Consider the following 21,479-nt stretch of genomic DNA (forward strand, 5'->3'; position numbering starts at 1 on the left):
GCGTACCGGGCCTCGCTATCAAGGCCACCACAAGGCCAGCACGGCATTTACCCGTTTGCGTGTTCAGACCCCAGCCTCCCCCCGGATGCAGAGCGCTGTAACACCCGCCGTAGGAACGGCAACGTCACCCTGCGCTGCGCCGCCAGCGATTCGCGATCCAGACGCTCCAGCAAGCCGATCAAACCAGTCAGGTCGCGTCCGACATGGGTCAGCAACCAGTCGATCGCCGCATCCTCCAGCACCAGACCGCGCCGCTGCGCACGCTCGCGCAGCACCGCTGCCCGATCTGCATCCTCCAACGGCGGCAACACGATGCGCGTGCACTGCGCCAGCCGCGAATGCAGATCGGGCAGGCACAAGGCCAAACCGTCGGGCATCGCATGCGCGGTGTACAGCAGGGTCACGCCAGCGCTGCGCGCGCGGTTGTGGAAATCGAACAGCGCTACTTCGTCCTCGCGCTGGCCGGCGACAGCCTCCAATCCGTCCAGTGCGACCAGGTGACGCCCTTCCAGCGCTTCCAGTGCATCGGGCAAACGGCCTGTGGCGGCCTGCAACGGCAGGTAGGCGGCGCTGCGTCCGGCCTGCTCGGCGGCGGCGCACAGCGCCAACGCCAGATGGGTCTTGCCGGTACCGGTGGAGCCTGACAGGTACACCCAGTCGGAAGCGACACCGGCAGCGACCGCCTGCAGGTGCGCCAGCATCCCCGCCGGTGCACCGAGATAGCGGTCCAGGCGCTGTTCCGGTGGATAGCGCAAGGCCAACGGCAGTTGCGGCACGCTCACGGCTGCGCTGGGCTGTGCGAGGGCAACTCGAGGAGCGTCGACTTCTCGCCAGCGTACAACGCGCTCTGCCGATACGGCGCATGCAGATCGTGCAACCGCGCGTTGCCCACCGCCGGCAGCGCCAGCAATATCCCGCACAGGCTCGGCAATGCCAGAGTCATTGGCGTCAGAATCGGCGCCAGCCACCATCCTCCCCACAGGACCCCGACAACGCCTGCCAGCCATTTCAACCCGCGTAGAAACAACGCGACCTCAGCTTGCGCAGACAACGTCATTTCAGACGGTACTCGGTCGGCTCGGTATTGAGTCCGACCGGCCCCTCGACCGGAGCCGTGATCGGTTGCAGGTCGCTGTCGGCGCCGAGCATGCGGTTCAATCCGGGAATGCCGCTGAGCAGATCCAGGTCCAGGTCCAGGCGGTCGCCTTCGGCGTGGATCGGCACGATGCGCCGGACCACCGAGACGTTCTGCAGCGCTGCGGACGCACGCAGGTAATCGTCGGCGTTGCGAATGCCGGTGATCACCACACGATAAATCCCGGCCGGGCCGGTGCTGACGGCCCTGGCATAGTGCTTGACCAGCACGTCGGCAGCGCCATCGGCGCCACTGGCCATGGCGCGGCGGGCGTCGGCGTCGCTGGTGGACCACGTCGCCAGCACCTTGCCGCCATCCACGAAGGTCCAGTCCGCGGTCCAACCACCGGCCTTGCCGCGGTAAAGCTTGCCGATCAGTTGCATCGGTGGGCTGTAGCGCGCGGACGCGTTGGCCACGGCGGCGGTGTCCTGGCGCCAGATCGCGCCGGCCAGCGCCTGTTCGGCAGCGGTACCGGTGGGCAAACCAAGCCGGTAGCCGCGCTCGATGGCCCGGTCGAGCAAACTGCGCGCGGCGTTGGCCTGCTGCACGCCGACCAGACGCGGGCCACTGCCATCGTCGATCGCCAGCCACACCACCGGCTTGGGCCGCGGCTGCGGCCAGATCGGCAGACCCAGCGCCTCGGCCAGGCTGTCCACCTCTTCGGGACGGAAGCGCGCGACCAGCATGGTGCGGAAGCTCGGGGCGCCACTGGGCGAAGTGCCCTGATCCTGGCGATAGTCGAAGCTGTCCACGACGTTCTTGGCATTACGCAGCGCCTGGATCACCCCGGGCCGCGACATCACCGCCCGGTCGCCGGAGATCTTGCCCAGCACGACGCCCAGCGCGCGCGCCAGCGCCCCGCTGCGATCGGCATCGCTCTGGCTGTTGACCGGCACCTCGGCTTCGTAAGGACTGTGTGCGCTGGCGACATCGCCCTCGGTGCGCAAATCGGCCTGGGCCAGAGCGGTCACGGCAGGCAGGCACAGCGCGAAAGACAGGAGAAAAACAAGGCTGCGGCGCATCGAAGGGTTCCAGTGCTCGGCGTATCCGGGGCGAATTGTTGCGCGAATGCGGCCGTAGCGCCAACGTGGCCTGTTAAAATCGCCGCCTTTCCGCCGAACCCACCGCCCGTGACCACTCCCCCACCTTCCGCCACCGCCCCGTTGACCTACCGCGACGCCGGTGTCGATATCGATGCCGGCAATGCCGTCGTCGAACGCATCAAACCCCTGGTCAAACGCAGCTTCCGGCCCGAAGTGATGGGGGGATTGGGCGGCTTCGGCGCGCTGTTCGACCTGTCAGGCAAGTACCGCGAACCGGTCCTGGTATCCGGCACCGATGGCGTCGGCACCAAACTGAAGCTGGCGCAGCAGTTGGGACGGCACGACAGCATCGGCATCGACCTGGTCGGCATGTGCGTCAACGATGTGCTGGTGCAGGGCGCCGAACCGCTATTCTTTCTGGATTATTTCGCCACCGGCAAGCTCGACGTGGAGACCACCGTGGCAGTGGTGGGCGGCATTGCCCGCGGCTGCGAACTGGCCGGCTGCGCGCTGATCGGCGGGGAGACCGCGGAAATGCCCGACATGTACCCGCCCGGCGAATACGACCTGGCCGGCTTCACCGTGGGCGCGGTGGAAAAGTCGCAGTTACTCGACGGCGCCAAGGTGCGCCAGGGCGATGTATTGATCGGCATCGCGTCGTCCGGCCCGCATTCGAATGGTTATTCGTTGATCCGGCGCATCTACGACCGCGCCGGACGCCCGGCCGATCTGCAGGTCGGCGGCGTCGCCCTGGCCGAGGCACTGATGCTGCCGACTGCGTTGTACGTCAAACCGATCCTGGCGCTGCTGCGCACGCACAGCGAGGCGATCCATGCGATGGCGCACATCACCGGGGGCGGCCTGAGCGAGAACATCATCCGGGTGATTCCCGACGGCCTGGGCCTGGACATCCGCGCCAGCGCATGGCGCCTGCCGCCGGTATTCGAGTGGCTGCAGCGCGAAGGCGCGGTGGCCGATAGCGAAATGTGGCGCACCTTCAACTGCGGCATCGGCTTCGTCTTAGTGGCCGCGCCCGACCAGGTCGCCGCGCTGGAACGCAGCCTGGACAGCCATGGCCTGGCCCACTGGCAAATCGGCGCAGTGGTGGCGGCCAGCGGGGACGCACGTGTCCACATCGGCTGAAGCCATCGCCAGCGCACCGAACCAGGACGCCGAGCATCTGCGAATGCTCGGTATCGGCCATTACGTGGTCGGCGGGTTGACCGGCATATTCGCACTGATTCCGGTGCTGCATCTGAGCATCGGCCTGATGATGCTCAACGGTCGCCTACCTCTGCCTGCCACCAACGCGGCGCAGGCGCATCTGGCGGTGCAGGCGCATCTGTTCGCCTGGATATTCGTGGTGATCGCCAGCCTGATCATCGCGACCGGGCTTAGCTTGGCCGCTGCAATGCTCTATGCCGGGCGCTGTCTCGGCGCGCGCCGCCGCCACACCTACTGCGTGATCGTCGCGGGCCTGTCCTGCGTGATGATGCCGTTCGGCACTGTGCTCGGCGTGTTCACCCTGCTGGTCCTGACACGGCCCTCGGTCAAGCAGCTGTTCGCCCAGCCGGCATGAGCATCCTCATGGCGAACATGACCACCGCACTCGCGTTGTTGCGGGAGCCGGGACGATGACCATCCGCCTTGCCGTCCTAGTGTCGGGCCGTGGCTCCAATCTGCAAGCCATTCTCGACGCGATCGCGATCGGCACCCTGGACGCCGACGTCGTCGGTGTGTTCAGCGACCGGCCCAAGGCGCCGGCCCTGACCAAGGTGGCAGCGGCGCAGCGCTGGTCTGCCACGCCCAAAGCCTTCGCCGAGCGTGCCGCGTTCGATCACACCTTGGGCGAGGCAATCGCCGCGACACGCCCGGACTGGATCGTCTGCGCCGGTTACATGCGCATCCTCGGCGCTAGCGTCGTGCACCGCTTCGCGGGACGTCTGCTCAATATCCATCCCTCGCTGCTGCCTAAGTACCGTGGCCTGGATACGCATGCGCAAGCACTGGCTGCCGGCGACACGGAACACGGTGCCAGCGTGCATTTCGTGATCCCGGAACTGGATGCCGGCGCGGTGATCGCGCAGGTGCGGGTGCCAGTGCAACCCGGCGACCAACCGGACGACCTCGCGCAACGGTTACTGCCACGCGAACACCGGCTGCTATGCGCAGTTCTGCAACTGGCCGCTGCCGGGCGTCTGGCTGAACGCGATGGCAGGGTCTGGCTCGACGGTCAGGGCCAGTTTAGTCCGCTGCGCCTAGATTGCCAGGACATCCTGCGTCCGTGAGAGTGTGCTGTCGCGCCCCCATGATGTCGCTCATCCATCCCCCTCCCCCCCGACCAGGCCAGCCGACCCAATGAAGCTCGCTTCGCGTCCGTTCGCTCTCTTCGTCGCATCCGGCCTGTGTCTGTTGGTGCTGCCCATCGTCGCCGCACAAACGCTTTCCACCCAGGCGGCACCAGCACCGAATACGCCAATCCAGGTTCCACCCGTCGCGCCAGCCCCGACTGCGGGACAAACGCCAGCGCCAGAGGCGTGGACGCCGCCGCCGCTACAGCCCTTCGTCGCCACCTACGAAGCGCGCTACAAGGGCCGCTCAGCCGGCGATGCGCGGATGGATGTGGCGCATACCGATGGTCAACAGTGGCGTGTGGATCTGGACGTGCATGGGCGCAGTGGCTTCGCCAGCATCCTCGGCTTGAACATCGAACAGAGCACGGTGTTCACCGTCCACGACGACCACTACGTCCCGCAAAGCCAGAGCACAATCAAGAAGGCACTCTTCTTCGGCAAGAAAGCCACCGGCGTCTACGATTGGAATCAAGGCGTGGCGCGTTGGGACGGCGACCTGAAGGAAGACCGCCGGGCACCGATCCGGCTAGAACCCGGCGACCAGAGCGCGCTGCTGATCAATCTGTCGCTGATGCGCGATGCACAGCCGGGCAAGACCATGCGCTACCGCTTAGTCGACGTGGGCCGCGTCCGCGAGCACATCTACCGTGCTGCCGACCACACCGAAACCGTGCAGGTCGGCGACCTCAGCTACGACGCGCTGCGGGTTTGGCGAACCAATGGCGGCAAAAATGAGACCATCCTGTGGATCGCCAACGGCGTGCCAACGCCAGTGCGCATCCTGCAACGCGAAGACGGCGAAGATCGTATCGATCTGCGCCTGACCGAATATCAAGGAGCCTGAATATGAAACGTACCGCCCGCCCACTGTCCGCGCTCGCCGCCACTCTACTGGCAATAGTCAGCCTGCCCGCGTTGGCGCTAGAACCTTTCACTGCGGACTACCAAGCCAGCTACATGGGCATGCAGGCCAACGGCGTGATGACCCTGAGCAAAGAAAGCGGTAATCGCTGGCGCTACAGTTTGACGATCAAGAATCAGATTGCCGACCTGAGCCAGGTTACCGTCTTCGAAGACAAGAGCGGCCAGTTGCGCCCGCTCAGTAGCGACGACCGCTCGATGTTCCTGATCAAAAAGAAGGCGGTGACTGCCAAGTACGATTGGAGCAGCGGACAGGCCACCTGGGCCGGCGACCTCAAGCCCGATCGGCAGGGCCCAGTGAAGCTGCAACCCGGCGATATGGATGCGCTGCTGATCAACCTGGCGATCGCGCGTGATGTCAACGCCGGCAAGACCCCGAGCTACCGTATGGTCGAAGAGGGTCGCGCAAAACCGATGGCATACCACGTCGCAGGCAAGGAGGCGATCACTATCAACGGCAAGACTGAACAGGCGACCAAAGTCAGCCGCAGCGACGGCTCCAAGGAAATCGTGGCTTGGATCGTGCCGGACATGCCGGTACCGGCACGCATTCTGCAACGCGAAAACGGCCAGGACGCGCTGGACCTGACGATCAAGTCGCTGCACTGAGCAGCGACATAGCACGAATTAAAGCCGGCACGCTCGCCCGCCTTGCATCGGCCACCGACCCGTACAGGTCGGTGGTCGTCAATCGCAACACTGCACAGCCCCCCGCGCTGCCACGCATGATCGCTGCATGGTCTTCGATCTGAATCTCCGCACGCAGGCTCGGCGGTTCATCGAGGCACATGGGACGCGTATCGAAGAGCGTTTCATTTTCTTAATTACACCGACCGCATCGGCAACGCCATTGAGCGTCATGCACTGCGTCTATCGCCAGTCGTCAATACATGCTGAAAAGCATGCAGATGAGGCACCACGCGTAATTACTGAAAGAACGTCGCATCTCCATCAGACAATAAAAATGCGCGCTATCACTGTTCGCAATAATGGACGACACATTAACCAAAACTTAAGTTGACACCAACCTAGCTCGGTAGCATGTTGATGCTGCCGTCACAAATGGCGCCTCATTAGCCCAATATTAATGATTTAATATTTCAAGCACGATGTGCCGTGCGTCTCACGGAATGGTTGACGGCGGAAACAAACCACCTGCAGATCGCCAATGGCGTATCGAAATACATGGGCCAACTGCAAATATTGAAGATGGTCGAGCACCGTATCGATCTGCCTTAACCAATGCACAGAGGAATCTAAACATGACACGCATCTCACGTTCCCTCTCCGTCATCGCCGCAACGGCATTGAGCATGGCAAGCTTGTCGGCTATGGCAATCCAACCCTTCCAAGCTAAATATCAAGCCAATTACATGGGTACGCAAGCCACTGCCACAATGACCCTGAGCAAAGATGGCGCTAATCAGTGGGCCTACAACTTAGATGTCAAAAGTTTGCTCGCCGAACTCAACCAGACCACTGTATTCGATACAACAACTGGCTCTTTGCGCCCGCTCACCAGCGACAATGTGTTGAAGACCTTGCTCAAGAAGACCGAAGTGCTTGGCGACTACGACTGGACCAATTTGCAAGCAACCTGGTCTGGCGACGTCAGCTCCGATCAAAGCGGCCCAGTGGCGCTGACGGCTGGCGACCTGAGCCCGCTACTGGTGAATTTGGCAATCGTCAGCGACGTCAACGCCGGCAATCCTCTGAGCTACCACATCGTGGACCTGGGCCAAGCCTCACAGACGACCTATCAGGTGGTCGACACTGAAAATGTCAGCTTCAACGGCAAAACCGAGCAGGCAACCAAAATCAGCTACACAAACGGCACGAAGCAGACCCTGGCGTGGATCGTGCCCGACGCACCTGCGCCGGTACGCATCCAGCAAACCGACAACGGCAAACAAACGGTGCTTCTGGTCATGAAGTCACTGAACTGAACAGCAGGCGTCAAGAACAAGCCGGACCACATGGTCCGCCTTGTTCCTTAGAGTGGCTAACAAAACGTCAAGATTCGCTGTGAGCCGTGTGTGGACAGCGCATAGGAACCGCACGGGAAAGGGGCACATGAGGATTCCGAGCACGGCCCGCGACCGTCCGACGGCGACGCAGTCGTTTTGTTAGCGACTCTTACTCGCTGCAGCGACAAGACCACACCAAATCCACTAGCGCCACCACCATGCGCAGGCATACGCCAACGCGATGATGGCATCGCTTATGGTTTCTTTGCGTCCTGCACCCCATTCCCCGCCGGCGCAAAGCTAGTGCGGCAATCCACCCGGATCTGCGCCCCGCTGCTGCGCCAATAGAACGTGCGACACTCGCGTGCGCCCTGCTGGGTTCTGGTCACGCCAACGGCGTAGAACGCCTGCCAGATTTCCTCGCGACTGACCTGTCCATCGCCATTCCAATCCATGTCGCGCTCTTCGATGCCCTGGGTGATGGCGATCCCTGCATACCAGGCATAGCCGACCCATGCCAGCAGCAGCGCCATGATCGTCAGCAACAACTTGCGACGACGGCTGAAGCGACCGCTGAGGATCACGCGACCCGCCGGATAGACGCGCCCAGCGCCCCCAGCTTTTCCTCGATGTTTTCGTACCCACGATCCAGGTGGTAGATCCGATCGATGGTGGTGTCGCCGTCGGCGACCAGGCCAGCCAGAATCAGCGAGGCCGATGCACGCAGATCGGTAGCCATCACCGGCGCGCCACTGAGACGTTCGCTGCCGCGCACGATCGCGGTATGCCCTTCGATCTGAATATCCGCGCCCAGGCGCAGCAGTTCGTTGACGTGCATGAAACGGTTCTCGAAGATCGTCTCATTGATCACGCCGACACCGTCTGCCACGCAGTTGAGCGCCATGAACTGCGCTTGCATGTCTGTCGGGAAGGCTGGATACGGGGCAGTGGTGAGGTTGACCGCACGCGGACGCTTGCCTTGCATGTCCAGGCGGATGAAGTCTACGCCGGTCTCGATGCTGGCGCCGGCCTCGGTGAGCTTGTCGAGCACCGCATCGAGCGTGTCGGCACGCGCACGGCGCACGGTGACGCTGCCACCGGTCATCGCCGCGGCGACCAGGAAGGTGCCGGTTTCGATGCGATCGGGCAGCACCGCGTGACGACCGCCGGACAAGCGCTCCACGCCCTGCACCACGATCCGCGAGGTACCAGCCCCCTCGATCCTTGCGCCAAGCGCGATGAGGCAGTCGGCCAGATCGCCGACCTCCGGCTCCATCGCCGCGTTCTCCAGCACCGTGATGCCCTCGGCCAGGGTCGCCGCCATCAGCACGTTCTCGGTGCCGGTGACGCTGACCATGTCGAACACATAGCGCCCTCCCTTGAGCCGACCATTGCTGCTGGCCTTGATGTAACCGTTCTCGACGCTGATTTCCGCGCCCAGCGCCTGCAACCCCTTGATATGTTGATCCACCGGCCGCGAACCGATCGCACAGCCGCCGGGCAGGGAGACTTCCGCCTCGCCGAACTTGGCCAGCAACGGACCCAGCACCAGAATCGAGGCGCGCATGGTCCGTACCAGTTCATAGGGCGCGATGTGCTGGTCGACCTTGCGCGGATCCACGGTGATCGCGCTGCCGCGCGCCAGCGTGCCTTCATCGATGGTGACTTCCGCACCCAGTTCGCCGAGCAACTTCACCGTGGTGATCACGTCGTGCAGTTGCGGCACGTTGGTGATCTCCACTGGCGCATCGGCCAGCAGGGTCGCGCACAGGATCGGCAGCACGGCGTTCTTGGCGCCGGAGATGTTCACTTCACCGTGCAGCGCATTGCCGCCGGTCACTACGATTTTGGCCATGATTCTCGTAAAGAATGAAGAAGATGAAAACGCGATAGGCGGCGACCGTTCAACCGGCTGGACGGTCGGCCTGCTCGGGGGTCAGCGTGGTCAGCGCAAGCGCATGGATGGCGCCGCCCATCAACTCGCCCAAGGTGGCATAGACCATGCGGTGGCGCGCCAACGGCAGCTTGCCGACGAAAGCCGCGCTGACCACGGTAGCCTCGAAGTGCACGCCGTCCTCGCCCTGCACCTGCACGTGCGCATCTGGTAGGCCTGCCTGGATCAGTTTACGGATGGTTTCGGCTTCCACCGGGCTTTCCTCCTAAAATGGGCGTTCATTCTACCCTCCGGCCGGCACCCGCATGGATGTATCGACCCTGTCTCATCCTGTGCACAGCGACGCTGCCCTGATCGCCAGCGGCCGCCGCGTGGTCGAGATCGAACAAGCCGCCCTGGCGGCGGTCGGCGCCCGCATCGGCGCAGCGTTCGCGGCCGCGTGCCGGCTGATCCTGGCCTCGCGTGGGCGCGTGGTCGCCACCGGCATGGGCAAGTCCGGACACGTGGCGCGCAAGATCGCCGCCACCCTCGCTTCGACCGGAACCCCCGCATTCTTCGTTCACCCTGGGGAAGCCGGGCATGGCGACCTGGGCATGATCACCGACGCCGACGTCGTCCTGGCTTTGTCCTATTCCGGCGAATCGGACGAGATCCTGATGCTGTTGCCTGTGCTCAAGCGCCAGGGCAATGCGGTGATCGCGATGACCGGCCGCGCCCAGTCCACGCTGGCCCGCGAAGCGGATCTGCATCTGGATATCAGCGTGCCGGCCGAGGCCTGCCCGCTCGACCTGGCCCCGACCTCCAGCACCACAGCCTCGCTGGCCTTGGGCGATGCGTTGGCGGTGGCACTGCTGGATGCGCGCGGCTTCACCGCCGACGACTTCGCCCGCTCGCACCCGGCCGGCAGCCTCGGCAGGCGCTTATTGCTGCACATCACCGACGTGATGCACAGCGGCGAAGAACTGCCGAAAGTGCGCGAAGATGCCAGCGTCAGCGAAGCGCTGGTGGAGATGAGCCGCAAGCGTCTGGGCATGACCGCCGTGGTGGATGCCGACGACCGTCTACTGGGGCTATTCACCGATGGCGACCTGCGCCGCACGCTAGACAGCGCGCTGAACGTGCGCCAGACCCGCATCGCCGAGGTGATGACCCGGCAGCCGCGCACCATCGGCGCCGACCAGCTCGCCGCCGAGGCCGCCCGACTGATGGAAACGCACCAGATCAACGGCCTGATCGTGGTCGATGCGGCCGGCCGGGCAGTCGGCGCGCTCAACATTCACGACCTGTTGCGCGCCCGAGTGGTTTAACACACTGAATACGGTTACCTCCTGCCGGCGCCCGGCGCCTTGAGTTCTGGCCACTGGAAACCCGGCCTCCCTGCCCCGATATCGCCCACCATGTCCTATTCCCCGCTGGCCGACCTTCCCGCCGAGCTGATCGACCGCGCCACACGCATTCGTCTGGCCTGCTTCGATGTGGATGGCACACTGACCGACGGTCGCCTGTACTACGACCGCGACGGCAACGAAAGCAAAGCCTTCCATGTGCAGGACGGCCAGGGTCTGGTGCAGTTGCGCAAGCACGGGATCGAGGTCGCGCTGATCACCGCCCGCCACAGCTTGGCCGCGGAGAAGCGCGGCCAGGAACTTGGCCTGCTGGTACAGATCGGAGTCCAGGACAAGCGTGCCGGTGTGCAGGCCCTGTGCGACGAGCGCGGGCTGCGCCTGGAGCAGGTCTGCTTCATGGGCGATGACTTGCCCGACGTGACCGCGCTGCGCGCGGTCGGCCTGGCGGTGGCCCCGGCCAATGCGCACCCGTGGACCGCCGAACACGCGCACTGGATCACCCAAGCCCGCGGCGGCGAAGGCGCCGCACGCGAACTGTGCGACGTGCTACTGGCCGCACAAGGCCACCTACCCTTCCTGCTGCAGGAGCATGGCGCATGAACTGGCGCAACACCCTCGGCAGCATCCTCCTGGTCGCTGCGGTCATCAGTGGCTGGTCGGCCTGGAACCAGCGCAGCAAGCCAGCGCGAGCCACGACTGCCGAAGCGCGCTCGGACTACGTCGCACGCGATTTCGAGGTCGTCAGCCTAAACAAACAAGGCAAGGAAGCGATGACCCTGCGCGCACCGGAGATGGAACGCAGCCGAGCCGACCAAACCCTGTCGATCGTCACCCCGCTGTTCCTACTCCCCGACGCCAACGACCAGCATTGGGAAATGCGCAGCAAGACCGGCTGGGTCAGCGCCGACGGAAAGGAATTGCGCCTGCGCGGCGACGTCGCCGGCGACAGCCCCAAGGTCCCCAGCATTCCGCCCACCACCTTCCGCACCCAGAGTCTGGACGTCTTCCCGCAAACCAACAGCGCTCGCACCACTGCCCCCGTCACCATGACCCGGCCCGGTATGATGCAAACCGGCGTTGGCCTGGAAGTCGACTTGAAATCCCAGCAGTACAAGCTCCTTTCACAGGTCAAGACCCGTTATGAACCGAATGCTGCCCGCTAAGCTTGCATTGCTCGCCCTGCTATTTCCCGCCATGGCGCTGGCCAAGTCGACCGACCGCAATCAGCTAGTAGACGTCAACTCCGACGCCAACAACTGCAATCTGACCGACGACAACGGCAAGTGCCGCTTTTCCGGCCATGTGGTCATTGTCCAGGGCACGCTGGAAGCGCACGCCGACACCGCCGACATCTTCCGCAAGAACGGCCAAATCGATCGCGTGCTGCTCAACGGCAAGCAGGCGACGTTCAAGCAGGAGATGGACGATGGCTCCATCGTCGATGGTATGGCCGACACCATCGACTACAGCGTCCCCAACGACATTGTGATCCTGACCGGCAACTACAAAATGACATCGGCGAAAGGCACCAACGCCGGCCAGCGTATGGTCTACAACACCAAGACCGGCGACATGCAAGGCGGCGGCGACGGCACCCGCGTGCATACTGTGATCCAGCCGAAGAATGCCGCTGCGGCCAGCCAGCCGGCAAACGGCGCCAAACCCCCTGCCGCGACCAAACCCGCCACGACACCAGCCAAGCCCGCGACCAAGCCCGCCAAGCAAGGAGGACAGTGATGCTACTCGCCGAGGGCCTGCGCAAGCGTTACAAGCAGCGTGAAGTGGTACGCGATTTCGGCCTGACCCTGGACGCAGGCGAAGTGGTCGGCCTGCTCGGCCCCAACGGTGCCGGCAAAACCACCTGTTTCTACATGATCGTCGGCCTGGTCGAAGCCGATGCCGGGCGTATCGTGCTCGACGGCAACGACATCACGGCGCTACCGATGTACAAACGTGCCAAGCTCGGCGTCGGCTACTTGCCGCAGGAACCATCGGTGTTCCGCAAACTCAGCGTCGCCGACAACATCCGGCTGGTGCTGGAACTACGCGAAGATCTCGACGAAGCCGGACAGGAACGCGAACTGCTCTCGCTGCTGGACGAACTACAGATCGGCCACGTCGCCGAGCAGCTCGGTGCCAGCCTGTCCGGTGGCGAACGCCGCCGCTGCGAGATCGCCCGCGCGCTGGCGGCCAAGCCGCGACTGATGCTGCTCGACGAACCCTTTGCAGGCGTCGATCCGATCTCGGTCGGCGAGATTCAGCGCATCGTGACTCACCTCAAACAACGCGGCATCGGCGTGCTGATTACCGATCACAACGTGCGCGAAACCCTGGGAATTTGCGACCGGGCTTATATTCTCAACGAAGGCGGCGTGCTGGCGCAGGGGGCCCCGGAGGCACTGCTGGCCAACAGCGACGTGCGCCGCGTGTACCTCGGAGAAACCTTCAGGCTCTGAGCGCGCCTCCTTTTACGCTCTTTCCGCGCTGAGCACACGCATGAAAGCACGGCTGCAGACATCACTTGGACAGCATCTGGTCATGACGCCGCAATTGCGTCAGGCAATCAAGCTGTTGCAGATGTCCAGCGCCGAGCTGGAGGTGGAACTCGCCGCGGCAGTGGAAAGCAACCCGTTGTTGGAATGGTCCGAGGACGCCGCCCTCACGTTCGAGCACACCGATAGTCAGGAGGCGAGCGGCGCCGCTGCCGATGGCGACACCCTCACTCCTGTCGCCGACGACCATGCCGAAGCGTCGCCGGCCGACAGCGGCGAGGACTGGACAACAACCGACCCGGCCTGGAGTGGCGGCAGCGGCGGTGCGTTCGACGACGACGACACGAGCAGCCTCGCCGAACGCGTGGCCGAGCCGGAGACGCTGATCGGTCACCTGCTGTGGCAATTGCACCTGTCGCCCCTGTCCGCACGCGACCGCAGTATCGGTGTCGCGTTGATCGACGCCCTCGATGGCGACGGCTACCTGCGTGAGCCGCTGACTGCGATCGCCGAAACACTGCGCCCGAACATCGCCGCCGGCGAGGACGAAATCCTCACCGTACTGCACCAAATCCAGCGCTTCGACCCGACCGGCATCGCCGCGCGCAGCCTGGAGGAATGCCTGACCCTGCAACTGGGCATGCTACCCGAGTCCACTCCGGGACTGGAACTGGCGCACACGATCGTCAACGGATCGCTGGAAAAACTCCCGCGCAGCGGCATCGCCGGCCTGGCTCACGCCCTCAAACGCCCGGTGGCGGACGTGGACACCGCGGTCGCGCTGCTGCGCTCGCTGGACCCGCGCCCAGGCAAACAGATCGGCGAACTCGGTAGCGACACCTATGTCGTGCCGGACTGTGTCGTCTGGCGCCAACGCGGCGTCTGGCACGCGGCCTTGTCCGCACACGCCCAACCCAAGGTCACCATCCATCGCGGCTACGAACGGCTGATCCGCCAATGCGGCGAAAGCGACGCCGGCTATCTGCGCGGGCAGTTGCAGGAAGCGCGCTGGCTGCTCAAGAGCGTGGAAGCCCGTGGCGAGACCCTGCTCAAGGTGACGCGCTGCTTACTGCGACAGCAAGCCGGTTTCCTGGAATTCGGCGAACAGGCCCTGCGCCCCCTGACCCTGCGCGAGATCGCCGGTGAACTGGGTCTGCACGAAAGCACCATCTCCCGTGCCATTGCCCGCAAATACGTGCGCACACCGCGCGGCACCATCCCGCTACGCGCCTTCTTCGCCTCCGGCATCGACACCGACAGTGGCGGCGAGGCATCGAGCACCGCCATTCAGGCAATGATCCGGCGCCTGATCGAGACGGAGAATCCACGCAAGCCGCTTTCTGACGCCAAGCTGGCCGACCTGCTGAAAAATACCGGCGTACCGGTAGCGCGCCGCACCGTGGCGAAGTATCGTGAGGCCATGAACATTCCCGCCTCCCACGAACGCGTGCGTATCGGCTAACGGCGGGCAATGGTTCATAGGTGAATCCCGAACCAAGGAGTATCCGATGCGTATCGAGACCTACGGCCACCAGATTGAAGTCACCCCTGCCCTGCGCGAATACGTGGAGACCAAGCTGCAACGGCTGAAGCGGCACTACGAAGAAACCATCGAGGTCCGCGCACAATTGGCGCTACGCAAGCCAGACCATCACGTCGAAGCCACGATCAACGTCCCCGGTCGCACCCTGCACGCCGACGCCAGCGCACAGACCATGTACGCGGCGATCGACCTGCTCGCCGACAAGCTCGACCGGTTGATCATCAAGCACAAGGAAAAGAAACAGGACCACCATGCGGCCGAGGTGCGCGACAATTTAGCGTGACTCTTCGCAGATTGCGCCGCCATGCCCTTTGACCGATCTGATTGCGACCGACAGCACCCAAACGCTGTCGGTCGCTTTTCACGCCACCTTGCTGCACACCGCCGCCCGCCTGGGCGAGGGAACACAGCACGGCGGCACCGCCAGCACCCATGGCTTCGCCTTCCCACACGGCCATGCTCGGCACCTGGACGCCTCGCGCAGTGGCGGCAACCGATCAATTGCGATGGTCACCATACCCAGGTCGATCCGGCCTTCACCATGACGGCGCAAACGCACGACACCCACCAACTGATGCCACCATCGCAGCGGGTCCAACTGTGCGGTGTCGATCATGTCAACCAGACACTTCACCACGCATCCAATACCACCGCACGTTACACGTGGCAGGGTGACGTAACCCAAGCCAGCGCCGCATGAACACCAGCATCGACGCCCGCGAACTCTTCGACCAACAGCGCGACCGACTAGGCCTGCGCTGGCTGGCAGGCCACAAGGGCGAACACCGCATCCTGGAGGCGGGTAACACGGTCTCCCGACGCCCGTCCCTGGCTGGCTATCTCAACACAATCTATCCCAACAAGGTCCAGATTCTCGGCACCGAAGAACTGGCTTGGCTGGATTCGTTGGACGCGCGACAGCGCTGGGAGACGATCGAGAAAATCGTGCAGGTCCGGCCACTGGCCCTGGTCATCAGCAAGAACCAATCGTGTCCGGAAGATCTGCGCGCGGCCGCCGACGAGTCCGACACCCCCCTGTGGGTTTCGCCCAAACGTGGCCACGAGCTACTCAATCACCTGTCCTACCACCTGGCGCGCACGCTGGCACCACGCATCATCCTGCACGGCGTGTTCATGGAGATCTACTCGATCGGCGTGTTGATCACCGGCGATGCAGGCTCGGGCAAGAGCGAACTGGCGCTGGAGTTACTCAGCCGCGGCCACCGCCTGGTCGCCGACGATGCCCCCGAATTCACCCAGATCGCCCCCGATGTACTCGACGGCACCTGCCCGGAACTACTGAAAGATCTGCTGGAAGTACGCGGCCTGGGCGTGCTGAATGTACGCGACATGTTCGGCGACACGGCTGTCAAGAAGAACAAGTATCTTCGCTTGATCGTGCACCTGACCCGCCCTATGACCGAACCCACGCCCCATGGCTACGAACGCCTTACCGGCGATTCGGGGACCCGCCACGTCCTGGACCTGGACGTACCGCTGATCACCTTGCCGGTGATGCCAGGCCGCAACCTGGCGGTCCTGACCGAAGCCGCCACGCGCCTGCACATCCTACGGACCAAGGGCATCGACCCCGCGGCAATGTTCATCGCCCGCCACAGCAACATGCTCGAGCGGCGCGGCCCATGAATACCGTGGCGAACACCTCCACCTTGGTGATCGTCAGCGGCCTGTCCGGCTCCGGCAAATCGGTTGCGCTGAAAACCTTCGAGGACCTGGACTACTACTGCGTGGACAACCTGCCGGTGCAATTGCTACCGGCTTTCGTCAAGAGTCTGGTGCGCGAGGATGGCGGCCCCAGCAAGCTCGCGGTCGGCATCGACGTGCGCAACCGCCACAGCGACCTCACCCAATTCCCGCGCTGGCGCGAAGTGGTGGCGCAGTTCGGCCTGGACGCGCGGCTGCTGTTTTTCGATGCCAACGACGACGCGCTGATCAAGCGCTATGCCGACACACGCCGGCGTCATCCGCTCTCGCACCAGGGCCTGTCGCTACCGGAAGCGATCGAGCGCGAGCGCGGGCTGACCATGCCGTTGCGCCACGAAGCCGATGCGGTGATCGACACCAGCACGCTCAACGTACATCAATTGCGCAGGCGGGTAACCACCGAATTCGCACTTGCCGCCGAGAACACCCTATCGCTGCTGTTCGAATCCTTTGCCTACAAGCGTGGCGTGCCGGTCGAGGCCGACTTCGTCTTCGACGCGCGCATGCTACCCAATCCGCACTGGGACCCCGAACTGCGCCCGCTGGGCGGCCGCGACGGCGCTGTGCGCGACTACCTGGACGCCCAGCCGGAAGTACAGCGCTACACCACGCAACTGATCGACTTCCTCGACACCTGGCTGCCGCGGCTGCGCAACGACACCCGCAGCTACGTCACCATCGCCTTTGGCTGCACCGGCGGCAAACACCGCTCGGTCTACATGGCAGAACGCCTGGCCCGACACGCCCGCGAGCAGGGCTGGCCGGAAGTGGCGACCTTTCACCGCGAGCAGGATTGACCGCTGAAACGCAGAACGGGAACGCGTGAATCGCCAGTGCCCGCCCCCGACAAGCGTGGGAATGCGCACCCGCAACGCACGTCGTCCCTTCCATCACACAACGCAGCGCCTCGACCTATCCACCTGACCGCGAGCGCTGCATCGCCTTGACAGCATCGCGACCAGTCGGTTGAGGCAATGGCGAGACCAAGTCCACCATCAAACAGGCGCCACGCGCCCATTCCCTGCGACCTACCCGACCTGTTAACGTTCCTCCATGGCCTGTGGCATTCTCCTCATCACTCATCCCGGCATCGGCGCGGCGCTGTTGAGCGTGGCCACCGGACTGTTGCAGCAATTACCGCTGAAGACCGAAGCCTTCGAAGTACCATTGGATGCCGACCTCGACGCACTGTTACCGAAGGCATCCTCAGCGCTACGCCGGGTCGACGATGGCGATGGCGTCCTGGTGCTCACCGACGTATACGGTGCCAGCCCGAGCAACCTGGCGATGCGCTTGGCGCGGCTGGGCACCCCGGTGCGACGCGTCTCCGCACTCAGTCTGCCGATGCTGCTGCGGATCATGAACTATCCAGAACAGAGCCTGGACCAACTACCGGCGACCGCAGCCGCCGGCTCGCGCAATGGCGTGGTAATCGACGATGCTTGAACGCGAACTCATGGTGACCAACCGCCTGGGCCTACATGCCCGAGCAACCGCCAAACTGGTGCAGACGCTATCGTCGTTCCGCTGCAACGCCACGCTGGCGGCCAAAGGACGCGAAGTGAACGCAAAGAGCATTATGGGGGTGATGCTGCTGGCCGCTGCAAAAGGCACAACGGTGACGGTCAGGGTGGACGGCGTTGATGAAGCCGAGGCGCTCCAGGCCACGATCGACCTGTTCGCGCGACGCTTCGACGAGGATAGCTGAGCATGCGCCGCAGGCGGCCGCAGAGAACGACGCGGTGCCGCCGCAACGGGCGCGTGCTGTGAGTGTGCGTATCGCCGGTCACGGCGCGTCGCGCGGCAATGCATTGGGCCGCGCACGGGTGCGCCTGCCGCACGCGCTGGATGTCGCCGAGCAGCGTATCAGCGCGGCGCAAATTCCCGACGAACTCCTCCGCTTGCACCGTGCCGTAGATGCGGCACGCGCAGAAATGCATGGCCTGCGCCTGCGCCTGCATGGCGCGCTCGCCAAGGAAGTCGGCGAGTTCCTCGACCTGCACGCGCTACTGCTCGACGACCCCGAACTGTTGTTCGGTCTGGACGAGTTGATCCGCACCGGCCGCTATAGCGCCGACTATGCACTGCGCTTACAACGCGACCGCCTGGCGACCGTGTTCGACAACATGGAAGACGCCTATCTGAAAAGCCGCATGGACGATCTGGACCATGTGATCGGGCGAATCCATGCATTCTTGCACAAACGCCAGCCGGACAACGAAGGCCTGGCCGGCGAGATCCTGGTCTGTGAAAACGTGGCCCCTTCGGAACTGGCGCAGTTGCAGACGCAGGGTGTGGTCGGCATCGTCACCAGCGCCGGCAGCACCCTGTCGCACAGCGCGATTCTGGCGCGCAGCCTGCACCTGCCACTGGTGGTGGGCGTCGCCGACGCACTACAGAAAATCAACGACGGCGACGTCCTGATCATCGACGGCAACCAGGGTGTGCTGCTACTGGATCCGACTCCGCAGGACCTGCACGACTACCGCCTGCGCGTGCGCGAGCAGGCCAAGTTGCAACGCGGCCTGGGCAAACTGCGCTCCAAGCCAAGCCGCACCCGCGACGGCGTGGACATCACCCTGCTGGCCAACGCCGAATCGCGCGAGGACGTCGCCCGCGCGCATGCGCTCGGCGTCGACGGCCTGGGCCTGTACCGCACCGAGTTCCTGTTCTTGCAACGCGAGGTGCTGCCGGACGAAGAAGAGCAGTTCCACACCTACCGCGATGCGGTGCTGGGCATGAGCGGACGGCCGGTGACGATCCGCACCCTGGACCTGGGGGCGGACAAGGCCGACCGCACCGGCCTGACCCTGAGCAACGAACAAAACCCGGCGTTGGGACTGCGCGGCGTGCGCCTGTCGCTAGCCAGACCCAGGATATCGGACACCCAGTTGCGCGCGATCCTGCGCGCCTCCGCATACGGGCCGATGCGGGTGCTGCTCCCAATGATCGGCGCGCGCGAGGAAATCATGGCGATGCGTCGGCACCTCAAGCGCATCACCACGCAGTTGCGCCGCGACGGCCACGCGATTGCCGAACATGTCCAACTCGGCGCGATGATCGAGGTACCAGCGGCGGCAATTGCGCTGGACACCTTTATCGATGCCGTCGACTTCCTGTCGATCGGCACCAACGATCTGGTGCAGTACCTGCTCGCCGCCGACCGCAACAACGAGGCACTGGGCGAGCTTTACTCACCGCTGCACCCGGCAGTCCTACGGCTGATCGCGCAGGTCATCAGCACCGGCCAGGCCCATGGCAAGCCGGTGGCCGTGTGCGGCGAAATTGCCGGCGACCCGGCCCTGACCCCGATGCTGCTGGCGCTGGGCCTGCGCGAGTTCAGCCTGCATCCGGCGACGTTGCTGGAAGTGCGTCGGGTGATCCGCGACAGCGACCTGGAAACGCTGCGCGCCCGTGCAGCGAAACTGCTGGCGGCCCGCGATCGGCGCGGCATAGAGCGCTGGTTGGGCTGAGCCGTTCGCGACACAGACCCGCCTGCCTGCCTCACTGGCGCGCACGCGCGAAAATCTCGAGCCAATGACTGCCGCGGCCACTTTGCGCTGCGCATCACCGCACGATGCAGGCGATAATGTCGCCATGAACGCCTGACAACCCGCGCTGCTTCGGCACGCGACCACGACCCGAGGAAGCAGCGCATGGCCGATGCCGTCCGCCACGAGAAGACCGCGCGGCAACTGCGCCTGCTGTCCGATGCGCTGGACAGCCGGCGTCTGGGCCCGGTACGCAGGCTGGTCAATACGCTAACGCCGGCGGAGATCGGCAATCTGTTGGAATCGCTGCCGCCAGGCAAGCGCGAGGTGGTGTGGGGCCTGGTCGATCCAGAAGACGATGGCGAGGTGTTGCTGCACGTCGGCGAGGAAGTGCGCGAAAATCTGCTCGCACAGATGGATCCAGACGAAATCGTCGCTGCGGTCGAAGACCTCGACATCGACGACCTGGCTAATCTGGTCGAGGATCTGCCGGACACCGTCATCGACGAAGTACTCAAGTCGATGGATCGCGAGAACCGCGAGCGGCTGGAGCAGGTGCTGTCCTATCCCGAGAACAGTGCCGGCCGTCTGATGAATCCGGACGTCGTCACGGTGCGCGCCGACGTCAACCTGGACGTGGTGCTGCGCTATCTGCGCCTGCGTGGCGAACTGCCCGACCACACCGACCATTTGTTCGTGGTGAGCCGCCGTCACCAGTACCTGGGACGGGTATCGCTCGCGGCACTGGTCACCCACGAGGACTCCACCCCGATCAACCGGCTGATCGATGACGAGCAACCGGCCATCGCCGTCGGCGAAAGCGCCAACGAAGTCGCACGACAGTTCTCCGACCACGACTGGATCTCCGCACCCGTCGTGGACGACAACAACATCCTGCTCGGCCGCATCACCATCGACGACGTGGTCGATATCATCCGCGACCAGGCCGACCACCAGGCGATGAGCGCCGCCGGCCTGGACGAAGACGAGGATCTGTTCAGCCCAGTACGACGCGCGTTCCGGCGGCGCTTGCTGTGGCTGACCATCAATCTCGGCACTGCCTTCATCGCCTCCAGCGTGGTCGGCCAGTTCGAGAACACCATCGCCAAACTGGTGGCGCTGGCTGCATTGATGCCGATCGTGGCAGGCATGGGCGGCAATGCCGGCACCCAGGTGCTGGCACTGATGGTCCGCGGCCTGGCATTGGGCCAGATCGGCTCATCCAACGTGATCGTGCTGCTGCGCAAGGAACTCTCGGTGGCACTGATCAACGGCCTGGCACTGGGCATCGGCCTGGGCCTGATCGTACTGCTGTGGTTCGGACAACCTCTGCTGTCGCTGGTGATCGGCTCGGCACTGACCATCAATCTGCTCACCGCCGCGCTCGGCGGCGTCCTGGTACCGTTGACGCTCAAACGCCTGGGGTTCGATCCGGCGCTGGCCGGTGGCGTGATCTTGACCACACTGACCGACGTGATGGGATTTCTCAGTTTCCTCGGTCTGGCCACGCTGATGTTGCTATAAGCTACGCCTGACTGGCGCATGTCCGCTGCCCGCGCGCGGGTTGT

Annotated in this window: 26 protein-coding genes and 1 pseudogene; 21 read left to right on the plus strand and 6 right to left on the minus strand. The window is 64.3% G+C overall.

Annotated features, from left to right (window positions below):
• Window positions 1-47: 47 nt before the first annotated feature.
• The 3 genes and pseudogenes from hda to XaFJ1_RS10295 all read right to left on the minus strand — a co-directional run bounded on the left by hda (window position 48) and on the right by XaFJ1_RS10295 (window position 2,157).
• Entirely contained in the window at window positions 48-782 is a 735-nt protein-coding gene (gene hda / locus XaFJ1_RS10285) for a DnaA regulatory inactivator Hda (RefSeq protein ID WP_012916606.1), read from the minus strand.
• Window positions 783-928: 146 nt separating this feature from the next.
• Window positions 929-1,057 (minus strand): annotated as a pseudogene (locus tag XaFJ1_RS10290) (AI-2E family transporter); the annotation flags it as partial.
• Window positions 1,054-2,157 (minus strand): DUF2066 domain-containing protein, encoded by a 1,104-nt coding sequence (locus XaFJ1_RS10295; RefSeq protein WP_012916608.1) that lies wholly within the window; start codon window positions 2,155-2,157, stop codon window positions 1,054-1,056. The pseudogene XaFJ1_RS10290 and the gene XaFJ1_RS10295, both read right to left, overlap by 4 nt.
• A 141-nt stretch (window positions 2,158-2,298) precedes the next feature.
• On the opposite strand from XaFJ1_RS10295, the gene purM reads away from it, so the two are divergent.
• From purM to XaFJ1_RS10325, 7 genes are all read left to right on the plus strand, one after another.
• Window positions 2,299-3,321, plus strand: coding sequence for a phosphoribosylformylglycinamidine cyclo-ligase (purM, locus tag XaFJ1_RS10300; protein WP_012916609.1), 1,023 nt, complete (start codon window positions 2,299-2,301; stop codon window positions 3,319-3,321).
• Entirely contained in the window at window positions 3,305-3,757 is a 453-nt protein-coding gene (locus XaFJ1_RS10305; RefSeq protein WP_012916610.1) for a hypothetical protein, read from the plus strand. Before purM ends, XaFJ1_RS10305 begins: the two co-directional genes overlap by 17 nt.
• 55 nt (window positions 3,758-3,812) lie before the next feature.
• Window positions 3,813-4,466 carry a phosphoribosylglycinamide formyltransferase gene (gene purN / locus XaFJ1_RS10310; RefSeq protein ID WP_012916611.1) on the plus strand — a complete coding sequence of 218 codons (654 nt, stop codon included), beginning with the start codon at window positions 3,813-3,815 and terminating at the stop codon, window positions 4,464-4,466.
• Window positions 4,467-4,587: 121 nt separating this feature from the next.
• Complete coding sequence (locus XaFJ1_RS10315; RefSeq protein ID WP_045757344.1) at window positions 4,588-5,376, plus strand: DUF3108 domain-containing protein; 789 nt, start codon at window positions 4,588-4,590, stop codon at window positions 5,374-5,376.
• A gap of 2 nt (window positions 5,377-5,378) precedes the next feature.
• Window positions 5,379-6,062, plus strand: a complete 684-nt coding sequence (locus XaFJ1_RS10320) for a DUF3108 domain-containing protein (protein WP_012916613.1) — start codon at window positions 5,379-5,381, stop codon at window positions 6,060-6,062.
• Window positions 6,063-6,189: 127 nt separating this feature from the next.
• Window positions 6,190-6,474, plus strand: coding sequence for a hypothetical protein (locus XaFJ1_RS15915; RefSeq protein WP_155393684.1), 285 nt, complete (start codon window positions 6,190-6,192; stop codon window positions 6,472-6,474).
• A gap of 241 nt (window positions 6,475-6,715) precedes the next feature.
• Window positions 6,716-7,399, plus strand: coding sequence for a DUF3108 domain-containing protein (locus XaFJ1_RS10325; RefSeq protein WP_012916614.1), 684 nt, complete (start codon window positions 6,716-6,718; stop codon window positions 7,397-7,399).
• Window positions 7,400-7,674: 275 nt separating this feature from the next.
• Here the strand turns inward: XaFJ1_RS10325 and XaFJ1_RS10330 are convergent, their stop codons facing one another.
• From XaFJ1_RS10330 to XaFJ1_RS10340, 3 genes are read right to left on the minus strand one after another with little or no spacing between them, the layout of a single operon-like run.
• The gene (locus tag XaFJ1_RS10330) at window positions 7,675-8,004 is read right to left on the minus strand and encodes a hypothetical protein (RefSeq protein ID WP_012916615.1); all 330 of its coding nucleotides are present in this window, start codon (window positions 8,002-8,004) and stop codon (window positions 7,675-7,677) included.
• On the minus strand, window positions 8,001-9,275 hold the full coding sequence (gene murA / locus XaFJ1_RS10335) for a UDP-N-acetylglucosamine 1-carboxyvinyltransferase (RefSeq protein ID WP_012916616.1): 1,275 nt from the start codon (window positions 9,273-9,275) through the stop codon (window positions 8,001-8,003). The genes XaFJ1_RS10330 and murA overlap by 4 nt, the downstream gene beginning before the upstream one ends.
• 49 nt (window positions 9,276-9,324) lie before the next feature.
• On the minus strand, window positions 9,325-9,567 hold the full coding sequence (locus XaFJ1_RS10340; protein ID WP_012916617.1) for a BolA family protein: 243 nt from the start codon (window positions 9,565-9,567) through the stop codon (window positions 9,325-9,327).
• A 52-nt stretch (window positions 9,568-9,619) separates the two neighbouring features.
• Between XaFJ1_RS10340 and XaFJ1_RS10345 the strand changes: the two genes are divergently transcribed.
• From XaFJ1_RS10345 to mgtE, 14 genes are all read left to right on the plus strand, one after another.
• Complete coding sequence (locus XaFJ1_RS10345; RefSeq protein WP_012916618.1) at window positions 9,620-10,621, plus strand: KpsF/GutQ family sugar-phosphate isomerase; 1,002 nt, start codon at window positions 9,620-9,622, stop codon at window positions 10,619-10,621.
• Window positions 10,622-10,711: 90 nt separating this feature from the next.
• Complete coding sequence (locus tag XaFJ1_RS10350; RefSeq protein WP_012916619.1) at window positions 10,712-11,260, plus strand: KdsC family phosphatase; 549 nt, start codon at window positions 10,712-10,714, stop codon at window positions 11,258-11,260.
• Window positions 11,257-11,823 (plus strand): LPS export ABC transporter periplasmic protein LptC, encoded by a 567-nt coding sequence (gene lptC / locus XaFJ1_RS10355; RefSeq protein WP_012916620.1) that lies wholly within the window; start codon window positions 11,257-11,259, stop codon window positions 11,821-11,823. The genes XaFJ1_RS10350 and lptC overlap by 4 nt, the downstream gene beginning before the upstream one ends.
• Window positions 11,801-12,397 (plus strand): lipopolysaccharide transport periplasmic protein LptA, encoded by a 597-nt coding sequence (lptA, locus tag XaFJ1_RS10360; RefSeq protein ID WP_012916621.1) that lies wholly within the window; start codon window positions 11,801-11,803, stop codon window positions 12,395-12,397. Before lptC ends, lptA begins: the two co-directional genes overlap by 23 nt.
• Complete coding sequence (lptB, locus tag XaFJ1_RS10365; RefSeq protein ID WP_012916622.1) at window positions 12,397-13,116, plus strand: LPS export ABC transporter ATP-binding protein; 720 nt, start codon at window positions 12,397-12,399, stop codon at window positions 13,114-13,116. Before lptA ends, lptB begins: the two co-directional genes overlap by 1 nt.
• 40 nt (window positions 13,117-13,156) lie before the next feature.
• Window positions 13,157-14,614, plus strand: a complete 1,458-nt coding sequence (locus XaFJ1_RS10370; protein WP_012916623.1) for an RNA polymerase factor sigma-54 — start codon at window positions 13,157-13,159, stop codon at window positions 14,612-14,614.
• 46 nt (window positions 14,615-14,660) lie between these two features.
• Window positions 14,661-14,978 carry a ribosome hibernation-promoting factor, HPF/YfiA family gene (hpf, locus tag XaFJ1_RS10375; RefSeq protein WP_012916624.1) on the plus strand — a complete coding sequence of 106 codons (318 nt, stop codon included), beginning with the start codon at window positions 14,661-14,663 and terminating at the stop codon, window positions 14,976-14,978.
• 28 nt (window positions 14,979-15,006) lie between these two features.
• Entirely contained in the window at window positions 15,007-15,240 is a 234-nt protein-coding gene (locus XaFJ1_RS10380) for a nucleotidyl transferase family protein (RefSeq protein ID WP_049887184.1), read from the plus strand.
• 151 nt (window positions 15,241-15,391) lie between these two features.
• Complete coding sequence (hprK, locus tag XaFJ1_RS10385) at window positions 15,392-16,342, plus strand: HPr(Ser) kinase/phosphatase (protein ID WP_012916625.1); 951 nt, start codon at window positions 15,392-15,394, stop codon at window positions 16,340-16,342.
• On the plus strand, window positions 16,339-17,217 hold the full coding sequence (rapZ, locus tag XaFJ1_RS10390) for an RNase adapter RapZ (RefSeq protein WP_012916626.1): 879 nt from the start codon (window positions 16,339-16,341) through the stop codon (window positions 17,215-17,217). The genes hprK and rapZ overlap by 4 nt, the downstream gene beginning before the upstream one ends.
• Window positions 17,218-17,473: 256 nt before the next feature.
• On the plus strand, window positions 17,474-17,866 hold the full coding sequence (locus XaFJ1_RS10395; protein ID WP_012916627.1) for a PTS sugar transporter subunit IIA: 393 nt from the start codon (window positions 17,474-17,476) through the stop codon (window positions 17,864-17,866).
• On the plus strand, window positions 17,859-18,128 hold the full coding sequence (locus XaFJ1_RS10400; protein WP_012916628.1) for an HPr family phosphocarrier protein: 270 nt from the start codon (window positions 17,859-17,861) through the stop codon (window positions 18,126-18,128). The genes XaFJ1_RS10395 and XaFJ1_RS10400 overlap by 8 nt, the downstream gene beginning before the upstream one ends.
• 58 nt (window positions 18,129-18,186) lie before the next feature.
• Window positions 18,187-19,893, plus strand: coding sequence for a phosphoenolpyruvate--protein phosphotransferase (gene ptsP, locus XaFJ1_RS10405; RefSeq protein WP_012916629.1), 1,707 nt, complete (start codon window positions 18,187-18,189; stop codon window positions 19,891-19,893).
• 183 nt (window positions 19,894-20,076) lie between these two features.
• Window positions 20,077-21,435, plus strand: coding sequence for a magnesium transporter (mgtE, locus tag XaFJ1_RS10410; protein WP_012916630.1), 1,359 nt, complete (start codon window positions 20,077-20,079; stop codon window positions 21,433-21,435).
• Window positions 21,436-21,479 lie beyond the last annotated feature (44 nt).

The sequence above is a fragment of the Xanthomonas albilineans genome, from assembly GCF_009931595.1.
GTDB lineage: Bacteria > Pseudomonadota > Gammaproteobacteria > Xanthomonadales > Xanthomonadaceae > Xanthomonas_A > Xanthomonas_A albilineans.